Genomic DNA, 19191 nt, shown 5'->3' on the forward strand with positions numbered 1-19191 from the left:
CAATTGTCCTACAGCCCGCGTCAATCGCGGCTCTGTAACATTTTGGCGCAAATCTTGCGTAAAAAATAAAGAACGCCCCGTTGGTTTCTTTTCACGAGAAAGATCGCAGGCCGGGCGGACCGTTTTCGCAATTCCTCGTAAAGGTGTGTCAATGAGTAGTACGCAAAGCTCCAATGACCTCGAACAGGGGCTCAAACCGCGTCACGTCACCATGCTGTCGATTGCCGGCGTCATCGGCGCTGGTTTGTTTGTTGGCTCCGGCCACGCGATTGCCGCCGCCGGCCCTGCCGTACTGCTGGCCTACGCCGCTGCGGGTACGCTGGTGGTATTGGTAATGCGCATGCTCGCCGAGATGGCGGTAGCGTCGCCCGACACCGGTTCGTTCTCCACCTACGCCGACCGCGCGATCGGTCACTGGGCCGGTTTCACTATCGGCTGGCTGTACTGGTGGTTCTGGGTGCTGGTGATTCCGTTGGAAGCCAACGCCGCTGCGACCATCCTGCACGCGTGGTTCCCCGACGTGGCCATCTGGGCATTTACCCTGATCATCACCTTGCTGCTGACCGCGACCAACCTGTTCAGCGTGAAGAACTACGGTGAATTCGAGTTCTGGTTTGCGCTGATCAAAGTCGTGGCGATTGTGGGCTTCGTGATCCTCGGCCTGGCGGCGATTTTCGGCTTCCTGCCGACCAGCCAGGTCAGCGGCGTTTCACACTTGTTCGACACCCAAGGCTTTATGCCCAATGGTATGGGCGCAGTATTGGCAGCCATCCTGACCACCATGTTCTCGTTCATGGGCACTGAAATCGTCACCATCGCTGCCGCTGAGTCGAAGAACCCGGGCCAGCAAATCACCAAGGCCACCAACTCGGTAATCTGGCGGATTGGTTTGTTCTACCTGCTGTCGATCTTCATCGTGGTGTCCCTGGTGCCATGGAACGATCCGACGCTGGCCGCGGTAGGTTCCTACCAGACTGTGCTTGAACGCATGGGCATCCCGAATGCCAAGCTGATTGTTGACCTGGTGGTGTTGGTTGCCGTAACCAGCTGCCTCAATTCGGCGCTGTACACCGCTTCGCGCATGCTGTTCTCCCTTGGCCGTCGCGGTGACGCACCGGCTGTGGCCAAGCGCACCAACAAGAGCGGCACGCCTTACTGGGCGGTGCTGCTGTCCACTGGCGCGGCCTTCCTGGCAGTGTTCGCCAACTATGTCGCCCCGGCGGCAGTGTTCGAATTCCTGCTGGCGAGCTCCGGTGCTATCGCATTGCTGGTGTATCTGGTGATCGCTGTGTCGCAACTGCGCATGCGCCAGAAGCGTACGGCGGCGGGCGAGAAAATCGTCTTCAAAATGTGGCTGTTCCCTGGCCTGACCTATGCGGTGATGGTGTTCATCGTCGGCACGCTGACCATCATGCTGTTCCAGGAAGCGCACCGGGTCGAGATCATCGCGACCGGGATCCTGAGCTTGCTGGTGGTACTGGCGGGGTTGTTTGTGGCGAGCCGTCGCAAGGCCCAGAAGCTAGGCGCCGTGGTACTCAACTGATGGTGTGCGGTGTTTGATACACCGCCATTCAAATGTGGGAGCGGGCTTGCTCGCGAATGCGGTGGATCAGCCAGCATATCTGGTGACTGACACGCTGCTTTCGCGAGCAAGCCCGCTCCCACATTGGGTTTTGCGTCAGTCTTGCGAGCTGGCGAGTGCTTGGGACGCCGCTACGTAATCGGCTTGAAACGCCGGCGACTCAATCCACGCCAACGCCGCCGCTTCATCATCGGTGTCCGTCGCCCACTGCCGATACTCGATCAGTGCCGCGAGGATAAAGTCGGTAGCCTCTTCTTCGCCTTCCTGCTCCAGCACCAGTGCCAGCAACGGGTGCGCCAGGAACACCGCGCACAGCGCCTGTTGGCTAACCTCGCCCGCTGCGCGCATCTCCACAAACAGCTCAGTCAAATCCACGGACTCAAGGTCAATGCGGCTGTCATCACCGGCAAACGCATCCGGCTTGGTTGCAACGCTGCGTTGGGTACGGTTCTGCTTGGCCTTGGCCTTTGCCCGGTGGGCACGTTTTTGCTGCTTGTTCGGCGAGGCCATGGGCTCACGTCCTTTGTTCAGGATCTGGGTGGGGTATTGAAGCGCAGGTTGGGGGAAATCCCAAGGGATTCTGTGGTGGCTCAGCTCTGAGAGCACGCTCTGTCAGAGACTCTAATTCTGCGCGTAGCTCCTCTTCGCTAGGCAGTACCAGTTTGTACTTGCTGGCAAATAGCTGCTCGTGGCCCTCTAGCACTGAATATCGGACTACAGATGCGTCTTTATGTGAGCACAGGATGATCCCCACCGTAGGCCCGTCTTCCGGGCTGCGTTTCAAGTCATCGTACATGCGTACGTACATATCCATTTGGCCAATGTCCTGATGAGTGAGCTCTCCGCGTTTTATATCGAAAACTACAAAGCATTTGAGTAGGTAGTTGTAGAACACTAAGTCAAGGTAGTAGTCCCTGCTTTCGGTGCTGATTCTTTGCTGACGCGCGACGAAGGCAAATCCTTTACCTAACTCAAGCAGAAAGTTTTGCAGTTGTTTAATCAGCTCAATTCGCGACGCACTGCGTCGTATTTTGGAAATGCGAGAAAAAAGCCTCGCATGTGTCGAAGATTTGTTGCGTCAAACCCCTTTCCGTAGCGGCCTGTCAGCTCGTTTGCCAAGGTTGGTAAAAGTTTTTTGCCATATTTTGCGCGTACGTTCCCCTGTTGTTCGAACTCGACAATGTGACGACCGATTTGCCAGCAGGTCAGCACCTGGATCGTATCCACGCTACGTAGAGCTTGTTGGCGCGCGGCATGGATGAGTTTGACGAGGTCGGTGAGCAAAGGACTCAGCTGCGGATCATCGCCGCGAGGTACTGACGGTATCTTCATGAGGTTCTTCGTAAGCAATTGGGCGAAGAAGAATCTCAGGTTATGGCGACTGGAACACTTTGATGAGCGGCAGTAATTGCGTAGGAAACGGGGTGGTTTTGACTGGTTTTTTTAACCTGCTATCTGCCGACCTGGCGTATCGTTGGCTAGTTGACCTTTTTCCAACCAGTTAAGCGCAATCGGCCACAACCGATCCTGATATTCACTGCGGAAAAATGCGAAATGCCCGACGGCTTTTTCGCCGATTTCTTCGGGTGCGATACGTAAGTGAGTACACGCGCTGCCTTCGAAATAGCCCAATAACCGCTCAATAGCCGCCACCGTGCCGAACGGATCGTCGGTGATGCTGATGGCCAGCAATTGTGCCTCCACGCGGGCAAACGGCAGCTCAACCAGGGCGCGCCCGCTGGGGCGCGTTTCATACCTGAGCGTCGGTGTGCCCCAGTCGCGTACCACTCCGGCTGGCGTGTCTTCCAGCCAGCCCAGGCGCTTACCGGGGAAGTAACCACACAGCGCCGTTACCAACGGCATCACCACATGCCATTTACCGAACATCTGCCAGCGTTCGCTCGCTTCATAGTCGCGCCAATACGCAAACTGCGCGCCGACGGTGACAATTCGCCGAATCACCGCGCCTGATGCCCCCAGCCCTGCTGCACAACCGCCGAAACTGTGACCGACCACATCTATCGGCTGCCCCGGAAACTCCCGTTGCGCACGCTGCAACATCGCCTCGAAATCCAGCACACCCCAATCCGACCACGACGCTTTAAAGCCGCGTAACGAGCCACTGCGCGATTCGCCGATGCCTCGGTAGTCGAAGGTGATGACGTCGAAGCCGTTGGCAAACAGGTAGTCGGCGAAGCGTGAGTAGTGGCGGCAGCGCACGGAAGTGGCGGCGTTGATTATTACGACTGGGCGCTCGAAGTCGGTGCGCAGGTGTCGCCAGGTAAAACCGCCAATCAGATAGCCGTCGGCAGCGGGCTCCTTGAAGGGTTCGCTGGGGCTTGGTTTGGAGGTGATGGCAGGCCTTTGCGGAGAGGCTTCATTCACATTCATTGTTTCTATGCCTGTGTCGGTTTTTATTTTTTTTAGTAACAGTTGTTCAGTTTGCCAGTACTTGTGCTCTCTCCGGCAGGGTCACTAATGTTCGGGGCCACTGATAAAGCCATATATCCGAGAGGAACGACAGCCAACCATGCACCGATTAGACTGGCAGGCCTAGGCTTACGCCTTCGCAAACCGCTAGAGCGTCTTCATGACCCGCGACACCCTCGAACACAACCAGATCCCCATCTACTTCGTCGCCGTCCTGCTCGCGGCTGCATTCGGCGTGTTTGCACCCACGTCCGCCCACGGCCTCGGCATTTTGGTCACGCCCGCCATCGCAGTGCTGATGTACGCGATGTTCCTGCAAATCCCGTTTCTGGACCTGCGCCAAGGCCTGAGCAACAAGCGCTTCATCGCGGCATTGTTGCTGGCCAATTTCATTCTGGTGCCGTTGCTGGTGTGGGCGCTCACCCGTGGCCTGGTGGAGCGCCCGGCGCTGCTGGTCGGTGCGCTGCTCGTATTGCTGACGCCGTGCATCGACTACGTGGTGGTGTTCACCCATATCGGCAAGGGTGATTCGCGGCTGATGCTGGCGGCGACGCCGGTGCTGTTGTTGCTGCAACTGGTGCTGTTGCCGGTGTACCTGGGTTTTATGCTGGGCGCGCAATCCGAAGTGGTGGTGGCGGTGGGGCCGTTTGTTGAGGCGTTCGTGTGGTTGATTGTGCTGCCGATGATGCTGGCGGTGCTGACCACCGCCCTGGCGCGGCGCTCAAGGCTGATGGGGGCGTGGAATAACGCCTGGGCCTGGCTGCCGGTGCCGGCGATGGCACTGGTGCTGTTTGTGGTGATTGGCTCGCAGATCACCTCGGTGGTGCGCGATATCGGTGTGTTGCTGCCGGTGATTCCGGTGTATGTGGCATTCCTGTTGCTGGCCCCGTTGATGGGGGCGTTGGCGGCACGGTTGTTCGCGTTGCCTGCCTCGACGGCGCGGGCGGTGACGTTCAGTGCGTCGACCCGCAACTCATTGGTGGTGCTGCCCTTGGCGCTGGCATTGCCCGACGACGTGCGCGGGCTGGCGGCCACGGCGGTGATTGTGCAAACCCTGCTTGAGCTGATCGGCGAGCTAGTCTACATCCGGCTGATTCCGGCACTGGTGTGGCGCGCTGGTCGATAAATCCATAAATGTTCGGGTTTGTTCAGGCGCTATTCAGGGGTTGAGTCGGCACCATGGAGTCGGCGCAGCCTACCTGAAAGGACATTCGATGGATCACCGCAGCCGTTTTCGCCTGGAGTCCCTGGGCATTTTCCTGATCGCTTTGCTGCTGTTCACCTGGGGCATCTGGGACGAGCAACCCCAAGGGTTTGACGGACGTTGGGCGCTGTTCATGCAGGAAATGTTTCGCCATGGCGCGAGCCTTTTTCCTACCACGTATGGGCAGCCGTACCCTGATTATCCCGGCACTGCGACCTTCTTCAGTTTTGTCATTGCCAAGTTGTTTGGCGCGCCGAACCACCTGGCGAACGTGCTGCCGACGGCGCTGGCCTCGGCGGGCATGACCGCCCTGGTCTATCGCCTGCTGGCGCCGTTCAGCAGGCCTTGGGCATTGCTGACGGTGCTGCTCACGCTGCTCACTACTCAATTGCTCGATAAGTCGCGTTCGGTGTGCCTGGACCTGATGATCGCGCTGTTATGCGTGGGCAGTTTCTACCTGCTGCACAGTGGCGAGCGCCTGGGTTCGCGGGTGAGGCAGTTGGCCGTGTTCCCGCTGTTTGTCCTGGCATTCGCAATTCGCGGGCCGCTGGGGTTGATCGAAGTCTGTGGCGTGGTGTGCGTGTATTGGGCAATGGGCCGGCCCGGGGAGCGGGTCAAGCAGGTGCTGATTCACGGTTTCGTGGGGTTGGTGTTGCTGGTGGCGTGCTGGTGGATGTTGATGAAGCTGGCGCGGTTCAGCGGCGGCGATGCCTTTGCCGATGATGTGTTCAGGATGCAGGTCAGTGGTCGGCTTGATGAGAGTGGCGAGCCGTTCTACTTCTACTTCAAGCTCAGCTTGTACCGTTACTTCCCTGTGGTGCCGCTGGCGTTGGCGGCCTTGATTGCGTTGCGCCACCGCTGGTCTGAGCGGTGGGTCAGTGACGAAGTGCAACTGGTCGTGCGGCTGGGTGCCTGTGGCTTGATGATCTTGCTCGGGTTGTCGGTGCCGCACTTCAAACGCGCCTATTACATTCTGCCGATGGTGCCGATGTTTGCCGCTGTCGCGGCCTATGGGCTGCTCCAGGCGCAAAACTGGCTGGTTGGCGTGCGCCGCTGTTATGAATGGCTTGTCGCAGCGCTGCCGGCGTTGTGCGTGGTTGTGCTGTTTGTGTGTCGGCATGCCTGGCAGAAGCACGGATATTGGCCTGAGGTTTCGTTGCCGTTGTTGATTGGCGCGCTGCTGGTTCTGCAAGCGGCAGCGTTGATTGCCTGGCGGCGCCCATTGCGGTTGGTGTGGCTCAGCGCAATCGCCTTGGCGGCGCAGTGGCTGCTGCTGGTGGTGGTGATAGATCCGGCCAAAGACCTGCAATTCGACACACGCCGGTTTGTCAGCCAGGTCGAAGCGCTCCGAGCGTCGCAGCCGGGCCCGTTGGTGTTTGTCGACCTCGGTCGCGACACCTGGGCAATACGCTACATGATGAACCTTAACCACGATGAGCAGCCGCTGTTTGTCGCGGGCAATGAGCTTGAAAAGCTGGCGACGTTGCCCCGGCCATCTTGGGTAATTGTGCCGCGCAAAGAGGCTGTGTTGTTGAAAGGGACGTCAATGGAACAGCAGGCAGCAAACTTCGAAGGTCGGCTGAATGACAATCCGCTGATGGTGTTTCTGCTCAAGTGAGCATTTCTTCCACGCATCAAAAAGCCTGCACAAGGCAGGCTTTTATTGGGCGGTGCAGAGGGCGAATCAGGCAGCTTCAAGCATAGGTATCTGCATGCCGATTTTTGCCGAGGCAAAGTTCATGTCGCCGCTGGCAATGGACTGGCCTTTGAAGCCTTGGCCGATAAGGTCCTTGATGTAGAGCTTGTTGTAGATGAAGGCAAACACAATGTTGCTCACGCCCATTGTGAACATGGCGATGACGAACTGGATCAGGCCGTACTTCAGGTCGCCGCGAAACAGTGCCGGGAAGCAGCCGAAAAAGAACGTTGTCCAGGAAAACCCAACCGGAGCCTCTTTCATTGCGCCGGTATGCGGGTTTTTGAAAATGATCGATGTGTATGCCATTTACTTCTCCATGTGCCCAAGGGGGAGGCAGTACGTCGGGCTGGCGTAGTGCTGGGTGTTGCGGTGCGTCGCTAGTCCACGACTTCCCAGATCAGGTTGTCGTCGTCGACCATGACCTTCACGATCAGTGTTTCAGGGCCATCCGGGCCTTCCACTTCAACGATCCCACGGTATTTGTTTTCCCCTCGCTTTATCAGCGTCAGGTCTTTGATCTTGTTTTCGCCGGGCGAGGTGTCGTTATCCCACTGCTCCTGCATGCTTTCCCGTACTTCCTGGGCAAGTTCTTCATTTGCCGCATTGGCGGTGCCAGCGCAAAACAGGTACGCGGCGAACACCATTGCGGTCTTGAGTCTTCCTGTAGTGCGGATCATGCAAGCGTCCTTGAAGGAGGGGTCCCGGGTGCAGCCCTGCGCCCAACTTGATTTCACACCTGCTGGGGTTGCTGGGTCTGACCGCGCAGAATGTTTTGCTTACGCTGCTCTTCCGGCAGGTCATTGATGCAGTAGTTGATGTAAAAGGCGTGCAGGAAGAAGGTGTAGAAGCCGTTCATTCTCAGGTCGATCTTGTGCTCGCTTAGAGCGTATTCCGACAGGGCTTTTTTGGCCTTGAATGCCCAGACGATATAAAGGGCGCTGGAGGCGATCATAAGAATCCCGGACAACAAGTCCATGGATGCCAAGCCACTGTTGGAAAGGAGCCCGCCCAAGCCAAGGCATACCGCAAGCCAAATGATGTAGGTGTCGTCAACCAGTCGGACCTTTGTGGTTTCGCTGATGATTTTGTTGTTTCGGGCCAGCCACAACAGCACGTAGAGCCCCGCTGTTGCTATGCACAGCAACACCATGTTGGCGGTCTTTGTGTCGATTTTGTCTTTCAATTCATTGATGTTGGACATAACTTTTCCATGTCGATAGATATCGAGTGGGTGCAGCGAGGGGGGCTAGGGTTGGGTGACTGGGTCACCTGGCCTGTTTTGGTTTTTGAATACCAAAGGCCGACGAGATACGGGAGGGATAAGGATGCATCCGCATGATGTTGCTCGCCTGCCATGGCAATCAGTCAAATCATAGCATAATGCTACTATTTTTCGACAGGGTGCATGCGCGGAAGGGGCAGCAAATCGAAGGCAACAAAAAACCCGCACTAGGCGGGTTTTTTGTTTGTTTCAGATGACGTTCGCACCACCTGAAACTAATTAGTGGTGCCCAGAGACGGAATCGAACCGCCGACACGGGGATTTTCAATCCCCTGCTCTACCGACTGAGCTATCTGGGCAACGGGGCGCATTAAACGGGTTTTTCAGGGGGTCGTCAAGCAAGTTTTCAAAAAATATTTAATTATTACCGTCGCTTACGTGCCGACCCCGATTTTTGATCAATTATTGAGCAGGCGGCACGTAGCCGTCGGCCTTGGCGTATTCCTCGCCGGAAAAGAACTTGTCCATCTCGCCCGCCAGGTATTTACGATCTTCGGCGTTCATCATGTTCAGGCGTTTTTCGTTGATCAGCAGGGTCTGGTGTTTCAGCCAATCACCCCAGGCTTGGGCGGATATGTGTTCGAAAATGTCCTGGCCCTTGGCACCTGGGTACGGAGGGCGATCCAGGCCTGGCAATTCTTCTTTGTACTTGCGGCACATTACGGTGCGGGTCATGACGGAACTCCTGCGTTCAATACTTCAGCCGCGCGCTTCAGCAGTTTTTTCACCGGGGCGGCAAGGCCCAGGCGCGGCGGGGTGGCGAGGTTATACCAGAGCCAGTCGGCCTCGGCCACGTGATGGGCGGATTCCTCGACCTGGACCAGCCAGGGTTCGATGGCCAGCTGGAAATGGCTGAAGGTGTGGACAAGCCCCGGCAGTTCATGTGGTTTGCCCAGTTCGAGCGCGTGCTGGTTAGCCAGGTGTTCCAGGTCTTGCAGGTCATCGAGCTCCGGCAAGCTCCACAAACCGCCCCACAGGCCCGTGGAAGGGCGACGGTAAAGCAGAATCGCGCCCTCGGCATTCGCCAGCATCGGCATCAGCGTGCGCTTTTGCGGGATGGTCTTGCGCGGCTTGGGGATCGGATAGCGCGTCTCCAGGCCGAGCATGTGGGCTTCGCAGCTCTTTTCCAACGGGCACAACAGGCAGCTGGGTTTGCTGCGGGTGCAGAGCGTGGCGCCCATGTCCATCATCGCCTGGGTGTAGGCGTTGACGCGATCGTGTGGCGTGAAGCGTTCTGCGGTCGCCCAAAGCTGCTTGGCGACCTTGGGCTCGCCTGGGTAACCCTCTTGCGCGGTAAAGCGCGCCAACACGCGCTTGACGTTGCCATCGAGAATCGGCGCACGCAGGCCCATGCTAAGGCTGGCGATTGCGCCGGCGGTGGACAAACCAATGCCGGGCAATTCAGTCAGTTTTTCGACGTCCTTGGGAAACTCGCCGCCGTATTCGGCGACGACGATTTTGGCGGTCTTCTGCAGGTTGCGTGCGCGGGTGTAGTAACCCAGGCCGGTCCACAGGTGCAGCACTTCATCTTCCGGCGCAGCGGCCAGGGCTTCGACCGTCGGCAAAGAAGCCATGAAGCGGTCGAAGTAATTCAATACCGTGCTGACCTGGGTCTGTTGCAGCATGATCTCCGACACCCACACCCGGTAAGGCGTGATGCCCTGTTGCCAGGGCAGGTCATGGCGACCGTGGCGGTCGTACCAGTCCAGTACCGCCTGCGAAAACTGCTCGTTTCTCATCGCTTGAACAGGCCCTTCAGAGCGTCTTTCAACTGTGGGTTGACCTTGTCGAGCTTCTCTTCAAGTTTATCGCTGAGCTTGTTGCCGGCCGCCTTGATGGCGACTTGGGTCAAGCCATCCTTGTCCAGGCGGCAGGCCTTGGCGCCCAGTTCCAGCGGGCCACGGCAGCGCAACGGCACTTCGATGCCCTGGAAGTTGGAGCCGACCTGGCAAGCCGGGTCCGGCACGTTGCGCTTGTCGCCTTCGACGATGATGCCGACGCGGTAGTCCATGCCCAGCACGCGCAGGTCGACGTCACCGTTGCCGTTGACCGTCAGGCCGGGGATGCGCACTTTCAGGTCGGGGTTGCTGGCCACGCCGTTACGGAAGGTCAAGTTGCCGCGCAGTTCCTGGAATGGCGTGTCCTTGCCCTGTGGCGTGCTGCTCAAGGTCTTGCGGTTGAGCAGGGCGATGCCGGTGCACAGTTGCTGTTCGAGGTTGGCATTGAGCAGCACGCCGTTATTGATCACGAAGCTGGCGGTGCCGTTGAGGCTGTCGATCAATGCCTTCTGGCTGTTGCCACGGCCGTTGAGGTTGCTGTCCAGGGTGACCTGGCCTTTCACCGGCGGGTTTTGCCCCTGGGCTTGCAGGATGCGCTCAACCGGCACTTGCTTGATATGGGTTTGCAGCGCCAGCACCGGGATGTCCTGGCGCACATCGAGCGTGCCGTTGGCCTGGAAGGTGCCGTTGTAGAGGCCGCCGCTCAGGGTGTCGAGCTTGAGTTGGCCGTCGATGCCGGACGCTTTAAGTGCGGCATTCTGGATCGGCAGTTTGCTCAGGGTCAGTTGGCCGAAGGCCAGGTCGGCATTCACGTCCAAGGTGCGCAGGCGCGTCAATGGCAGCAGTTTGTCGGTGCTCCACGCGCCTTTGGTCGGTGCATCCGGCAGTGGTGTGGTGCCACCGGCGGCCATCGCGCCCGCTTCGCTGTTCTGCACTTCGGCCTGGCGTGCGGCAGCGGCACCTTTGGCCGTGTCGGACTTGGCCGGCAGATAGTCGTCGGCGTTGAAGGTGTCGCCTTTGAGCTGCACGCGCAGGGCTTGCTTGGCGAAATCTTCGACAGCAATGCGACCGGTGAAGGTGCTGCTGTCGAGTTTCAAGTTCAGGTCTTCCAGCGCCACGCTGGTAGGCGTGCCCTTGAGGCGGCTGACCAGTTCGACTTTGCTCAGGCTGCCTGCTGCCATCGGCGGCAGCGGGTGGCCGACGCTGTCGAGGAACTTGGCCAGGTCAAACTGGGCAATGGACAGGGCGCCACTGAGCTGCGGGGTTTTGTCCAGGTCGTTGACCTTCAGTTCGCCCAGGGCGCGCAGCTGGTTGGCGGAGAGCTTGAGGTTGGTCCACTCGGCAATGTTGGCCGCCTGGTCCACCAGCAATTGACCTTGGGTGGAGAAGGTCACGGTCTTGCCTTGCAGCGGCTCGCCGGTGGCTTCGCCGCTGAGCTTCATGTCTTCGAACTGGTAGCGCTTGAGGGCGCGCTGAATGCGCAGGTTGCCATTAAGCTCGGTCTTGACCCGCATCAGCGGCTGGTTGCTGCCCAGGAACGCGGTGAGTTTGAGCGGAATGCTCGCGCCTTCATGCACGGCGCCGGCGCTCAGTTGAATGCTTTCGGCGCTGTACTGCTTACCGGTTTGCTCGTCGTTGTATTCAACGCGGGCGTTGTTGATGGTCAGGCTGTCGATGTCCAGGCGGATCGGCTTTGGCGGCTTCTCGGGTTCCGGCTCGGCGGGCTGCTGCGCCGCAGCGGGGGCGCCGGCGGTGGTCTCGGTCACATTCTTGCCGATGTCTTCCCAGTTGCCGTGGCCTTGCTTGTCACGGTTAAGGCGCAGGTTCAGGCCTTCGACACGCACGTCGCTCATCTGCACTTCGCGGCGCAACAGCGGCAGCACGCGCACCGACAGGCCAAGCATCTGCAGGTCGGCAAACGGTTGGGTAGGGTTGGTCATGGTCGCGACGCTGGCTTCGTGCAATTCCAGGCCCAGCCAGGGGAACAGGCTCCAACCGATATCGCCATTGAGCGTCAGCTCGATGTGGGCCTTGTCGCGGGCAATCTGGCGAATCTCGTCTTTGTAATCGTTGGGATCGAAGAGGTGGGTCAGGGCAAAGCCCAGGGCCACAATGATCAGCAACAGCCCGAGAAGTACCAGACCCAGGATTTTGCCGAACGCTTTCATGGGCGAGTCCTTGTATGTCGATTTCAAAATTTAGCCGCAGAGTATAACGCCCGACGGCCTGCGTCAGTTCACGCATCGTTACATTGTATCCAGCGTCGGCAAAATCGGATTTTGCCGACGAACAAATCAGATTGCGTGAAAAAGGTGATATCAGTTTGGTTTTTCTGTCATCCACTGGTGCTAATCTGCGCGGGTTCGTCTGTCGTCTGCGACACAGCGTCGCGCTCAAAAGGAGCTTTACTCAACAACAACGGCCAACGCTCTGCGTGCAAGGCCGAGGGAGAGAGCGCCTGACGGACACATACTAATAACTGGGGGAAACACCAATGAGCACAAGCACTGCGGCTGGCAATACTGCCGCACAGCCTGCGTTCCTGTCCAAGGAGCGCATTATCGCCAAGCCGGGGTTCAACCGCTGGCTGGTTCCACCGGCCGCCCTGGCCATCCACCTCTGCATCGGCATGGCCTACGGCTTCTCGGTGTTTTGGCTGCCACTGTCCAAGGCGCTGGGTATCACCGCACCGGTTGCCTGTGCACCGGACATGAGCTTTATCGCGCAAGTCTTCTCGTCCCAGTGCGACTGGCCCATCTCCATGCTGGGCTGGATCTACACCCTGTTTTTCATCTTCCTGGGCTGCTCGGCAGCGATCTGGGGCGGCTGGCTGGAACATGCCGGGCCACGTAAAGCCGGCGTTGTATCGGCCTTGTGCTGGTGCGGCGGCCTGTTGATCTCGGCGTTGGGCGTTTACACCCACCAGATCTGGCTGATGTGGATCGGCTCTGGAGTGATTGGCGGTATCGGCCTGGGCCTGGGCTACATCTCGCCCGTGTCGACCCTGATCAAGTGGTTCCCGGACAAGCGCGGCATGGCCACCGGCATGGCGATCATGGGCTTCGGCGGCGGCGCAATGGTGGGTGCACCGTTGGCAGCAGCGCTGATGGGCCACTTCGCTTCGCCGACAAGCGTGGGCGTATGGCAGAGCTTCGTGGTCATGGCCGTGATCTATTTCGTGTTCATGATTGGTGGCGCATTGTCCTACCGCGTTCCGCCGACCGGCTGGAAGCCTGAGGGCTGGACCGCCCCGGCGAAAAAAGCCAACAACGCGATGATCACCCATCGTCACGTGCACGTGAACGTGGCCTGGAAAACCCCGCAATTCCGCCTGGTGTGGCTGGTGCTGTGCCTGAACGTATCGGCCGGTATCGGCATCCTCGGCATGGCGTCGCCGCTGCTGCAGGAAGTGTTCGGTGGCAAGTTGCTGGGTAATGGCCTGACGTTTGGCCAACTGGATGCCGGTCAACTGGCGTCTATTGCTGCAATCGCGGCCGGGTTCACCGGTTTGCTCAGCCTGTTCAACATTGGTGGCCGGTTCTTCTGGGCGTCGTTCTCCGATTACCTGGGCCGTAAAAATACCTACTTCGTGTTCTTCGCCCTGGGCTTTGCCCTGTACTCGCTGATTCCGAACCTGGGACATCTGGGCAACGTCGCGCTGTTTGTGGCCGCGTTCTGCATCATCCTGTCGATGTACGGCGGTGGTTTTGCGACGGTCCCGGCCTACCTGGCGGACCTGTTCGGTACGCAAATGGTCGGCGCGATTCACGGTCGCCTGTTGACCGCTTGGGCGGCGGCGGGCGTGCTTGGTCCGGTGTTGGTGAACTACCTGCGTGAGTATCAGTTGAGCATCGGCGTTCCGCGCGCTGCGGCTTACGACATCACCTTGTACATCCTCGCAGGCCTGCTGGTGCTGGGCTTCATCTGCAACCTGCTGGTTCGCCCGGTGGCCGACAAGTACTTCATGACCGATGCGCAACTGGCTGCCGAACAGGCGCTGGGCCACGACAAAGGGGCTGACGCCACGACTTCTCTGGAGTGGAAAGCCTCGTCCGGCAGCGTGCCAATGGCGATCGCTGCCTGGCTGGTAGTGGGTATTCCGTTGGCGTGGGGTGTGTGGGTGACCCTGCAGAAGACGGCGGTATTGTTCCACTAACACCGCGTAACCCTTGTGGGAGCGGGCTTGTGTGGGAGCGGGCTTGCTCGCGAATGCGGTGGATCAGTCAGCCCATGTATTGGCTGACACACCGCCTTCGCGAGCAAGCCCGCTCCCACATAAAGCTGGCCCTGCGCTTGTACTGACATGTCTATCCCCGACACTCCATCAGTCTTATCCCCTTCGATGTTTCTGTTTGGCGCCCGCGCCCCTATAATGGCTGCCTTTTTCGCCCAATGATTTTGCGGAGCTGGTGATGGCCGAACGTAAGGCGTCCGTCGAGCGCGACACTCTGGAAACCCAGATCAAAGCCTCGATCAACCTGGATGGCACCGGAAAGGCCCGATTTGATATCGGTGTCCCTTTTCTTGAGCACATGCTGGACCAGATCGCCCGTCATGGGCTGATCGACCTGGATATCGAGTGCAAGGGCGACCTGCATATCGACGACCACCACACGGTGGAAGACGTAGGCATCACCCTCGGCCAGGCATTTGCCAAGGCCATCGGCGACAAAAAAGGCATCCGTCGCTACGGCCACGCCTATGTCCCGCTGGACGAAGCGCTGTCGCGCGTAGTCATCGACTTCTCCGGCCGCCCAGGCCTGCAGATGCACGTGCCCTACACCCGCGCCACCGTGGGCGGCTTCGATGTCGACCTGTTCCAGGAGTTTTTCCAGGGTTTCGTCAACCACGCACTTGTCAGCCTGCACATCGACAACCTGCGCGGCACCAACACCCACCACCAGATCGAAACCGTGTTCAAGGCTTTCGGCCGCGCCCTGCGCATGGCCGTGGAGCTGGATGACCGCATGGCCGGGCAAATGCCCTCGACCAAGGGCGTTCTGTAATGCAGACGGTCGCGGTTATCGATTACGGCATGGGTAACCTGCACTCGGTGGCCAAGGCCCTCGAGCACGTAGGCGCCGGCAAGGTGCTGATCACCAGCGATGCCAATGTGATTCGCGAAGCCGACCGGGTGGTATTTCCCGGCGTCGGCGCGATTCGCGATTGCATGGCCGAGATCCGCCGCCTGGGCTTTGACAGCCTGGTGCGTGAAGTCAGCCAGGACCGTCCGTTTCTCGGCATTTGCGTGGGCATGCAAGCCTTGCTCGATCGCAGCGAAGAGAACGACGGCGTGGACTGCATCGGCCTGTTCCCGGGCCAGGTGAAGTTCTTCGGCAAAGACCTGCACGAAGACGGCGAACACCTGAAAGTCCCGCACATGGGCTGGAACGAAGTGCGCCGCACCGTCGACCACCCGCTGTGGCATGAAATCCCGGACATGGCGCGCTTCTACTTCGTGCACAGCTACTACATCGCCGCGGGTAACCCGCGCCAGGTGGTCGGTGGCGGGCACTATGGCGTCGACTTTGCCGCAGCGCTGGCCGAAGGCTCGCGGTTTGCCGTGCAGTTTCACCCGGAGAAGAGCCATACCCATGGCCTGCAATTGCTGCAGAACTTCGCCGCGTGGGATGGTCGCTGGTAAATGGCCAAGAAACCGAAGTTGCCGATCTTGAACCTCACGCCCGAGCAGGAGAGTGAGGCTACCCTCAAGATCAAGCGCTTCATGGAGGACCGCTTCGAGCTCAAGCTGGGCTCGTTCGAGGTCGCCGAGATTCTTGAGCTGTTCACCACCGAAGTGGCGCCGCACTATTACAACAGGGCGATTTTCGACACGCAGACGCTCCTTAAAGAAAGGTTCGAAAGCATCGAAAGCGACCTGTGGTCGCTTGAGAAACCCTGATTTCCCAAGCATTGCTGAATATCGAATAAGGTTTGCCAGATGCTGATTATCCCCGCTATCGATCTCAAGGACGGCGCTTGTGTACGCCTGCGCCAAGGCCGCATGGAAGACTCCACCGTGTTCTCCGATGACCCGGTGAGCATGGCTGCCAAATGGGTAGAAGGTGGCTGCCGTCGTCTGCATCTGGTGGACTTGAACGGCGCCTTCGAAGGCCAGCCGGTGAATGGCGAAGTGGTTACCGCCATCGCCAAGCGCTACCCGAACCTGCCGATCCAGATCGGCGGCGGTATCCGCTCCCTGGAAACCATCGAGCACTACGTCAAGGCCGGCGTCAGCTACGTGATCATCGGCACCAAGGCCGTGAAAGATCCGGCGTTCGTCGCTGAAGCCTGCCGTGCATTCCCGGGCAAGGTGATTGTCGGCCTGGATGCCAAAGACGGTTTCGTCGCCACCGACGGCTGGGCTGAAATCAGCACTGTGCAAGTGATCGACCTGGCCAAGCAGTTCGAAGCCGACGGCGTATCCGCCATCGTTTATACCGACATCGCCAAAGACGGCATGATGCAGGGCTGCAACGTACCGTTCACCGCTGCTCTGGCGGCTGCCACGAAGATTCCGGTGATCGCCTCCGGTGGCATTCACAACCTGGGCGACATTAAATCGCTGCTGGACGCCAAGGCGCCCGGCATCATCGGCGCCATCACCGGCCGCGCGATCTACGAAGGCACCCTGGACGTCGCCGAAGCCCAGGCTTACTGCGACGCCTACAACGGCTGAGGACTGACCATGGCGCTTGCCAAACGCATCATCCCTTGCCTGGACGTCGACAACGGTCGCGTGGTCAAGGGCGTCAAGTTCGAGAACATCCGTGACGCCGGCGACCCGGTGGAAATCGCCCGTCGCTACGATGAGCAAGGTGCCGACGAGATTACCTTTCTCGACATCACCGCCAGCGTCGACGGCCGCGACACCACGCTGCATACCGTCGAGCGCATGGCCAGCCAGGTGTTTATCCCGCTGACCGTGGGCGGTGGCGTGCGCACGGTGCAAGACATCCGCAACCTGCTCAACGCCGGTGCGGACAAGGTTTCGATCAACACCGCCGCCGTGTTCAACCCGGAGTTTGTCGGTGAAGCCGCGCAGCACTTCGGTTCGCAGTGCATCGTGGTCGCCATCGACGCCAAGAAAGTCTCCGGCCCGGGCGAAACCCCGCGCTGGGAGATCTTCACCCACGGCGGTCGCAAGCCGACCGGCCTGGACGCGGTGGAGTGGGCGATGAAGATGGAAGGCCTGGGCGCCGGTGAAATCCTGCTGACCAGCATGGACCAGGACGGCATGAAAAACGGCTTCGACCTGGGCGTAACCCGCGCCATCAGTGATGCGCTGGGTATTCCAGTGATCGCCTCCGGCGGTGTCGGCAACCTGCAGCACCTGGCCGACGGCGTGATCGAAGGCCATGCCAGCGCAGTGCTGGCGGCGAGTATTTTCCACTTTGGCGAATACACCGTTCCCGAGGCCAAGGCCTACATGGCGGCGCGCGGTATCGTCGTTCGCTAAACGCTGCTGGACACCATGGCAGGCGCGCGGCACTCTCTGCGCTTGCCATGGATTCCGGTAACCTTCATGTTCAAACACCTGCTGCTCGCCCTCGCCAGTACTTCCATGCTTTTGGCAGGCTCGGCCCGTGCCGAAGAGCCGTCCGACGCCTCCCTGGTGTTGCTGACGGAAAACTTCCCGCCCTACAACATGGCGAAAAACGGCAAGAACTTCGCCAAGGACGAGAACATCGAAGGCATCGCCGTCGACATCGTGCGCGAGACGTTCAAGCGTGCCGGTATTTCCTACAACCTGACCCTGCGTTTTCCTTGGGAGCGAATCTATAAACTCGCCCTGGAAAAGCCCGGTTACGGCGTATTCGTGATGGCGCGCCTGCCGGATCGCGAAGCCCTGTTCAAATGGGTAGGTCCCATCGGCCCCGACGACTGGGTGATGCTGGCCAAGGCTGACAGCAAGATCGAACTGGCGGACCTTGAGCACGCCCGTCGCTACAAGATTGGCGCCTACAAGGGCGACGCCATTGCCGAAACCCTGGAGAAGCAGGGCCTCAATCCGCTGGTGGTGTTACGCGATCAGGACAACGCGCAAAAGCTCATGGATGGCCAGATCGACCTATGGGCGACGGGTGATCCCGCCGGGCGTTACCTGGCGCGTCAGGTGGGCGTAACGGGGCTCAAGACCGTGCTGCGCTTCAACAGCGCCCAGCTCTATCTCGCGTTGAACAAAGATGTGCCGGATGATCTGGTGGCCAAGCTGCAGGCCGCGCTGGACCAGTTGCGCAAAGACGGCGGCGTCGACGAGATCATGGCCAAGTATCTGTAACTGGCAGAAATCACTGTGGGAGCCGCATTCCAGATGCAGCCCCGTAGCGCACGGCGAAACGCGGTCAAAATGTGGGAGCGGGCTTGCTCGCGAAGGCGGTGTGTCAGTCATTGAATAGGCTGACTGATCCACCGCTTTCGCGAGCAAGCCCGCTCCCACTTTTAACGGTACTGACCGTTCTTGCCGTGTCCGGCCATGGCCTGATTACCGCGCACGCTGATCATCAACTTGATATCAATCCAGTCAATGCCCTGCGCCTTGAGCTTGGGCAGCTCGCGCTCCAGCACCGCCAGGGTTTGCAGATAGGGATGGCCGATCATCACCACCGAGCCTTGCTTGTGGGCCAGCTTGATCGCGGTTTGCAGTTGCGTAGAAATCGCCGCTTCGGTGCGCTCGTCATCGAGGAATACATCCCGCGACACATGCGCCAGGCCTATCTTCTGCGCTTCGGCAGCGGCCACGGTCTGCGCGCTGGTGCGGCTGTCGACGAAGAACTTGTTGCGCCGTTGCAGCTCGCCCATCAACCAGGCCATGGCGTCCCGTTGGGCGGTCATGCGGCTGCCCATGTGGTTGTTGATGCCGGCGGTGTAGGGCACGGCCTTGAAGGCAGCATCCAGGCGCTTGCCGAGTTCTTCGATCGGCAGGTCCGGGTGCCAGGCGAACGGCCCGGTGGCCGGGTCCATGGGCATGTGCAGGATCACGATTTTGCCGGCCTTGTGCGCTTCGCGGGCGAATTCGGCGGCGTGGGGCGTGTCCGGCATGATCGCGGTGGTTACCGGCCCAGGCAGGGCCAGTACGCGGCGATCCCGGGGCAGGTTTTGCCCCAGGTCGTCGATGATGAGGGTCAGATAGGCTTTATGCGATTCGCTGGCCGGGGTCGCGTGGGCGACCCCGGCCAGGCTGCACAGCACAGCGATGATCAGGGCAAAACGCAT

19 protein-coding genes, 1 tRNA gene and 1 pseudogene are annotated in these 19191 nt (G+C 59.6%); 10 read left to right on the plus strand and 11 right to left on the minus strand.

Translation table 11 applies throughout. The features are described 5' to 3' along the window. Nucleotides 1–151: 151 nt before the first annotated feature. Complete coding sequence (gabP, locus tag HX783_RS13950) at nt 152–1543, plus strand: GABA permease (RefSeq protein ID WP_177017247.1); 1392 nt, start codon at nt 152–154, stop codon at nt 1541–1543. Between the two features lie 135 nt (nt 1544–1678). Here the strand turns inward: gabP and HX783_RS13955 are convergent, their stop codons facing one another. From HX783_RS13955 to HX783_RS13965, 3 genes and pseudogenes are all read right to left on the minus strand, one after another. Continuing rightward, entirely contained in the window at nt 1679–2092 is a 414-nt protein-coding gene (locus tag HX783_RS13955) for a hypothetical protein (protein ID WP_177017248.1), read from the minus strand. A gap of 4 nt (nt 2093–2096) precedes the next feature. Continuing rightward, nucleotides 2097–2914, minus strand: a pseudogene (locus tag HX783_RS13960) (PDDEXK nuclease domain-containing protein). Between the two features lie 111 nt (nt 2915–3025). Further along, nucleotides 3026–3973, minus strand: coding sequence for an alpha/beta fold hydrolase (locus tag HX783_RS13965; protein ID WP_177017249.1), 948 nt, complete (start codon nt 3971–3973; stop codon nt 3026–3028). A gap of 199 nt (nt 3974–4172) precedes the next feature. Here HX783_RS13965 and HX783_RS13970 point away from each other — a divergent pair, with 199 nt between their 5' ends. Both HX783_RS13970 and HX783_RS13975 read left to right on the plus strand, forming a co-directional pair. Continuing rightward, nucleotides 4173–5138, plus strand: coding sequence for an arsenic resistance protein (locus tag HX783_RS13970; protein WP_177017250.1), 966 nt, complete (start codon nt 4173–4175; stop codon nt 5136–5138). 88 nt (nt 5139–5226) lie between these two features. Continuing rightward, nucleotides 5227–6834, plus strand: coding sequence for a glycosyltransferase family 39 protein (locus tag HX783_RS13975; RefSeq protein WP_177017251.1), 1608 nt, complete (start codon nt 5227–5229; stop codon nt 6832–6834). Between the two features lie 66 nt (nt 6835–6900). Here the strand turns inward: HX783_RS13975 and HX783_RS13980 are convergent, their stop codons facing one another. The 7 genes from HX783_RS13980 to HX783_RS14010 all read right to left on the minus strand — a co-directional run bounded on the left by HX783_RS13980 (nt 6901) and on the right by HX783_RS14010 (nt 12143). After that, on the minus strand, nt 6901–7221 hold the full coding sequence (locus HX783_RS13980; protein ID WP_177017252.1) for a hypothetical protein: 321 nt from the start codon (nt 7219–7221) through the stop codon (nt 6901–6903). A 71-nt stretch (nt 7222–7292) separates the two neighbouring features. Further along, nucleotides 7293–7592, minus strand: a complete 300-nt coding sequence (locus tag HX783_RS13985; protein ID WP_177017253.1) for a hypothetical protein — start codon at nt 7590–7592, stop codon at nt 7293–7295. Between the two features lie 53 nt (nt 7593–7645). Further along, complete coding sequence (locus HX783_RS13990; protein WP_177017254.1) at nt 7646–8116, minus strand: hypothetical protein; 471 nt, start codon at nt 8114–8116, stop codon at nt 7646–7648. A 304-nt stretch (nt 8117–8420) separates the two neighbouring features. After that, nucleotides 8421–8496, minus strand: a tRNA-Phe gene (locus tag HX783_RS13995). A gap of 103 nt (nt 8497–8599) precedes the next feature. Then, nucleotides 8600–8872 (minus strand): oxidative damage protection protein, encoded by a 273-nt coding sequence (locus HX783_RS14000; protein ID WP_177017255.1) that lies wholly within the window; start codon nt 8870–8872, stop codon nt 8600–8602. Next, the gene (gene mutY, locus HX783_RS14005; RefSeq protein WP_177017256.1) at nt 8869–9936 is read right to left on the minus strand and encodes an A/G-specific adenine glycosylase; all 1068 of its coding nucleotides are present in this window, start codon (nt 9934–9936) and stop codon (nt 8869–8871) included. Before mutY ends, HX783_RS14000 begins: the two co-directional genes overlap by 4 nt. Then, nucleotides 9933–12143: an AsmA family protein gene (locus HX783_RS14010; RefSeq protein ID WP_177017257.1), complete on the minus strand. Its 2211-nt coding sequence runs from the start codon at nt 12141–12143 to the stop codon at nt 9933–9935. The genes mutY and HX783_RS14010 overlap by 4 nt, the downstream gene beginning before the upstream one ends. A 326-nt stretch (nt 12144–12469) precedes the next feature. Here HX783_RS14010 and HX783_RS14015 point away from each other — a divergent pair, with 326 nt between their 5' ends. The 7 genes from HX783_RS14015 to HX783_RS14045 all read left to right on the plus strand — a co-directional run bounded on the left by HX783_RS14015 (nt 12470) and on the right by HX783_RS14045 (nt 18256). Continuing rightward, nucleotides 12470–14131 (plus strand): OFA family MFS transporter, encoded by a 1662-nt coding sequence (locus tag HX783_RS14015; protein ID WP_177017258.1) that lies wholly within the window; start codon nt 12470–12472, stop codon nt 14129–14131. 256 nt (nt 14132–14387) lie between these two features. Beyond that, a complete protein-coding gene (gene hisB, locus HX783_RS14020) occupies nt 14388–14981 on the plus strand; it encodes an imidazoleglycerol-phosphate dehydratase HisB (protein WP_100940330.1) in 594 nt (197 codons plus the stop codon). After that, entirely contained in the window at nt 14981–15619 is a 639-nt protein-coding gene (gene hisH / locus HX783_RS14025; protein WP_159953724.1) for an imidazole glycerol phosphate synthase subunit HisH, read from the plus strand. Before hisB ends, hisH begins: the two co-directional genes overlap by 1 nt. After that, nucleotides 15620–15877, plus strand: coding sequence for a DUF2164 domain-containing protein (locus HX783_RS14030; protein ID WP_159953725.1), 258 nt, complete (start codon nt 15620–15622; stop codon nt 15875–15877). A 39-nt stretch (nt 15878–15916) separates the two neighbouring features. Further along, a complete protein-coding gene (gene hisA, locus HX783_RS14035; protein WP_003187784.1) occupies nt 15917–16654 on the plus strand; it encodes a 1-(5-phosphoribosyl)-5-[(5-phosphoribosylamino)methylideneamino]imidazole-4-carboxamide isomerase in 738 nt (245 codons plus the stop codon). A 9-nt stretch (nt 16655–16663) separates the two neighbouring features. Then, on the plus strand, nt 16664–17434 hold the full coding sequence (gene hisF, locus HX783_RS14040; protein WP_003171107.1) for an imidazole glycerol phosphate synthase subunit HisF: 771 nt from the start codon (nt 16664–16666) through the stop codon (nt 17432–17434). Nucleotides 17435–17500: 66 nt separating this feature from the next. Beyond that, the gene (locus tag HX783_RS14045) at nt 17501–18256 is read left to right on the plus strand and encodes an ABC transporter substrate-binding protein (RefSeq protein ID WP_177017259.1); all 756 of its coding nucleotides are present in this window, start codon (nt 17501–17503) and stop codon (nt 18254–18256) included. A 161-nt stretch (nt 18257–18417) separates the two neighbouring features. Here the strand turns inward: HX783_RS14045 and HX783_RS14050 are convergent, their stop codons facing one another. Further along, on the minus strand, nt 18418–19191 hold the full coding sequence (locus tag HX783_RS14050) for a divergent polysaccharide deacetylase family protein (RefSeq protein ID WP_177017260.1): 774 nt from the start codon (nt 19189–19191) through the stop codon (nt 18418–18420).

Source organism: Pseudomonas sp. D2002, assembly GCF_013385735.1.
In the GTDB taxonomy this organism is placed as follows: Bacteria; Pseudomonadota; Gammaproteobacteria; order Pseudomonadales; family Pseudomonadaceae; genus Aquipseudomonas.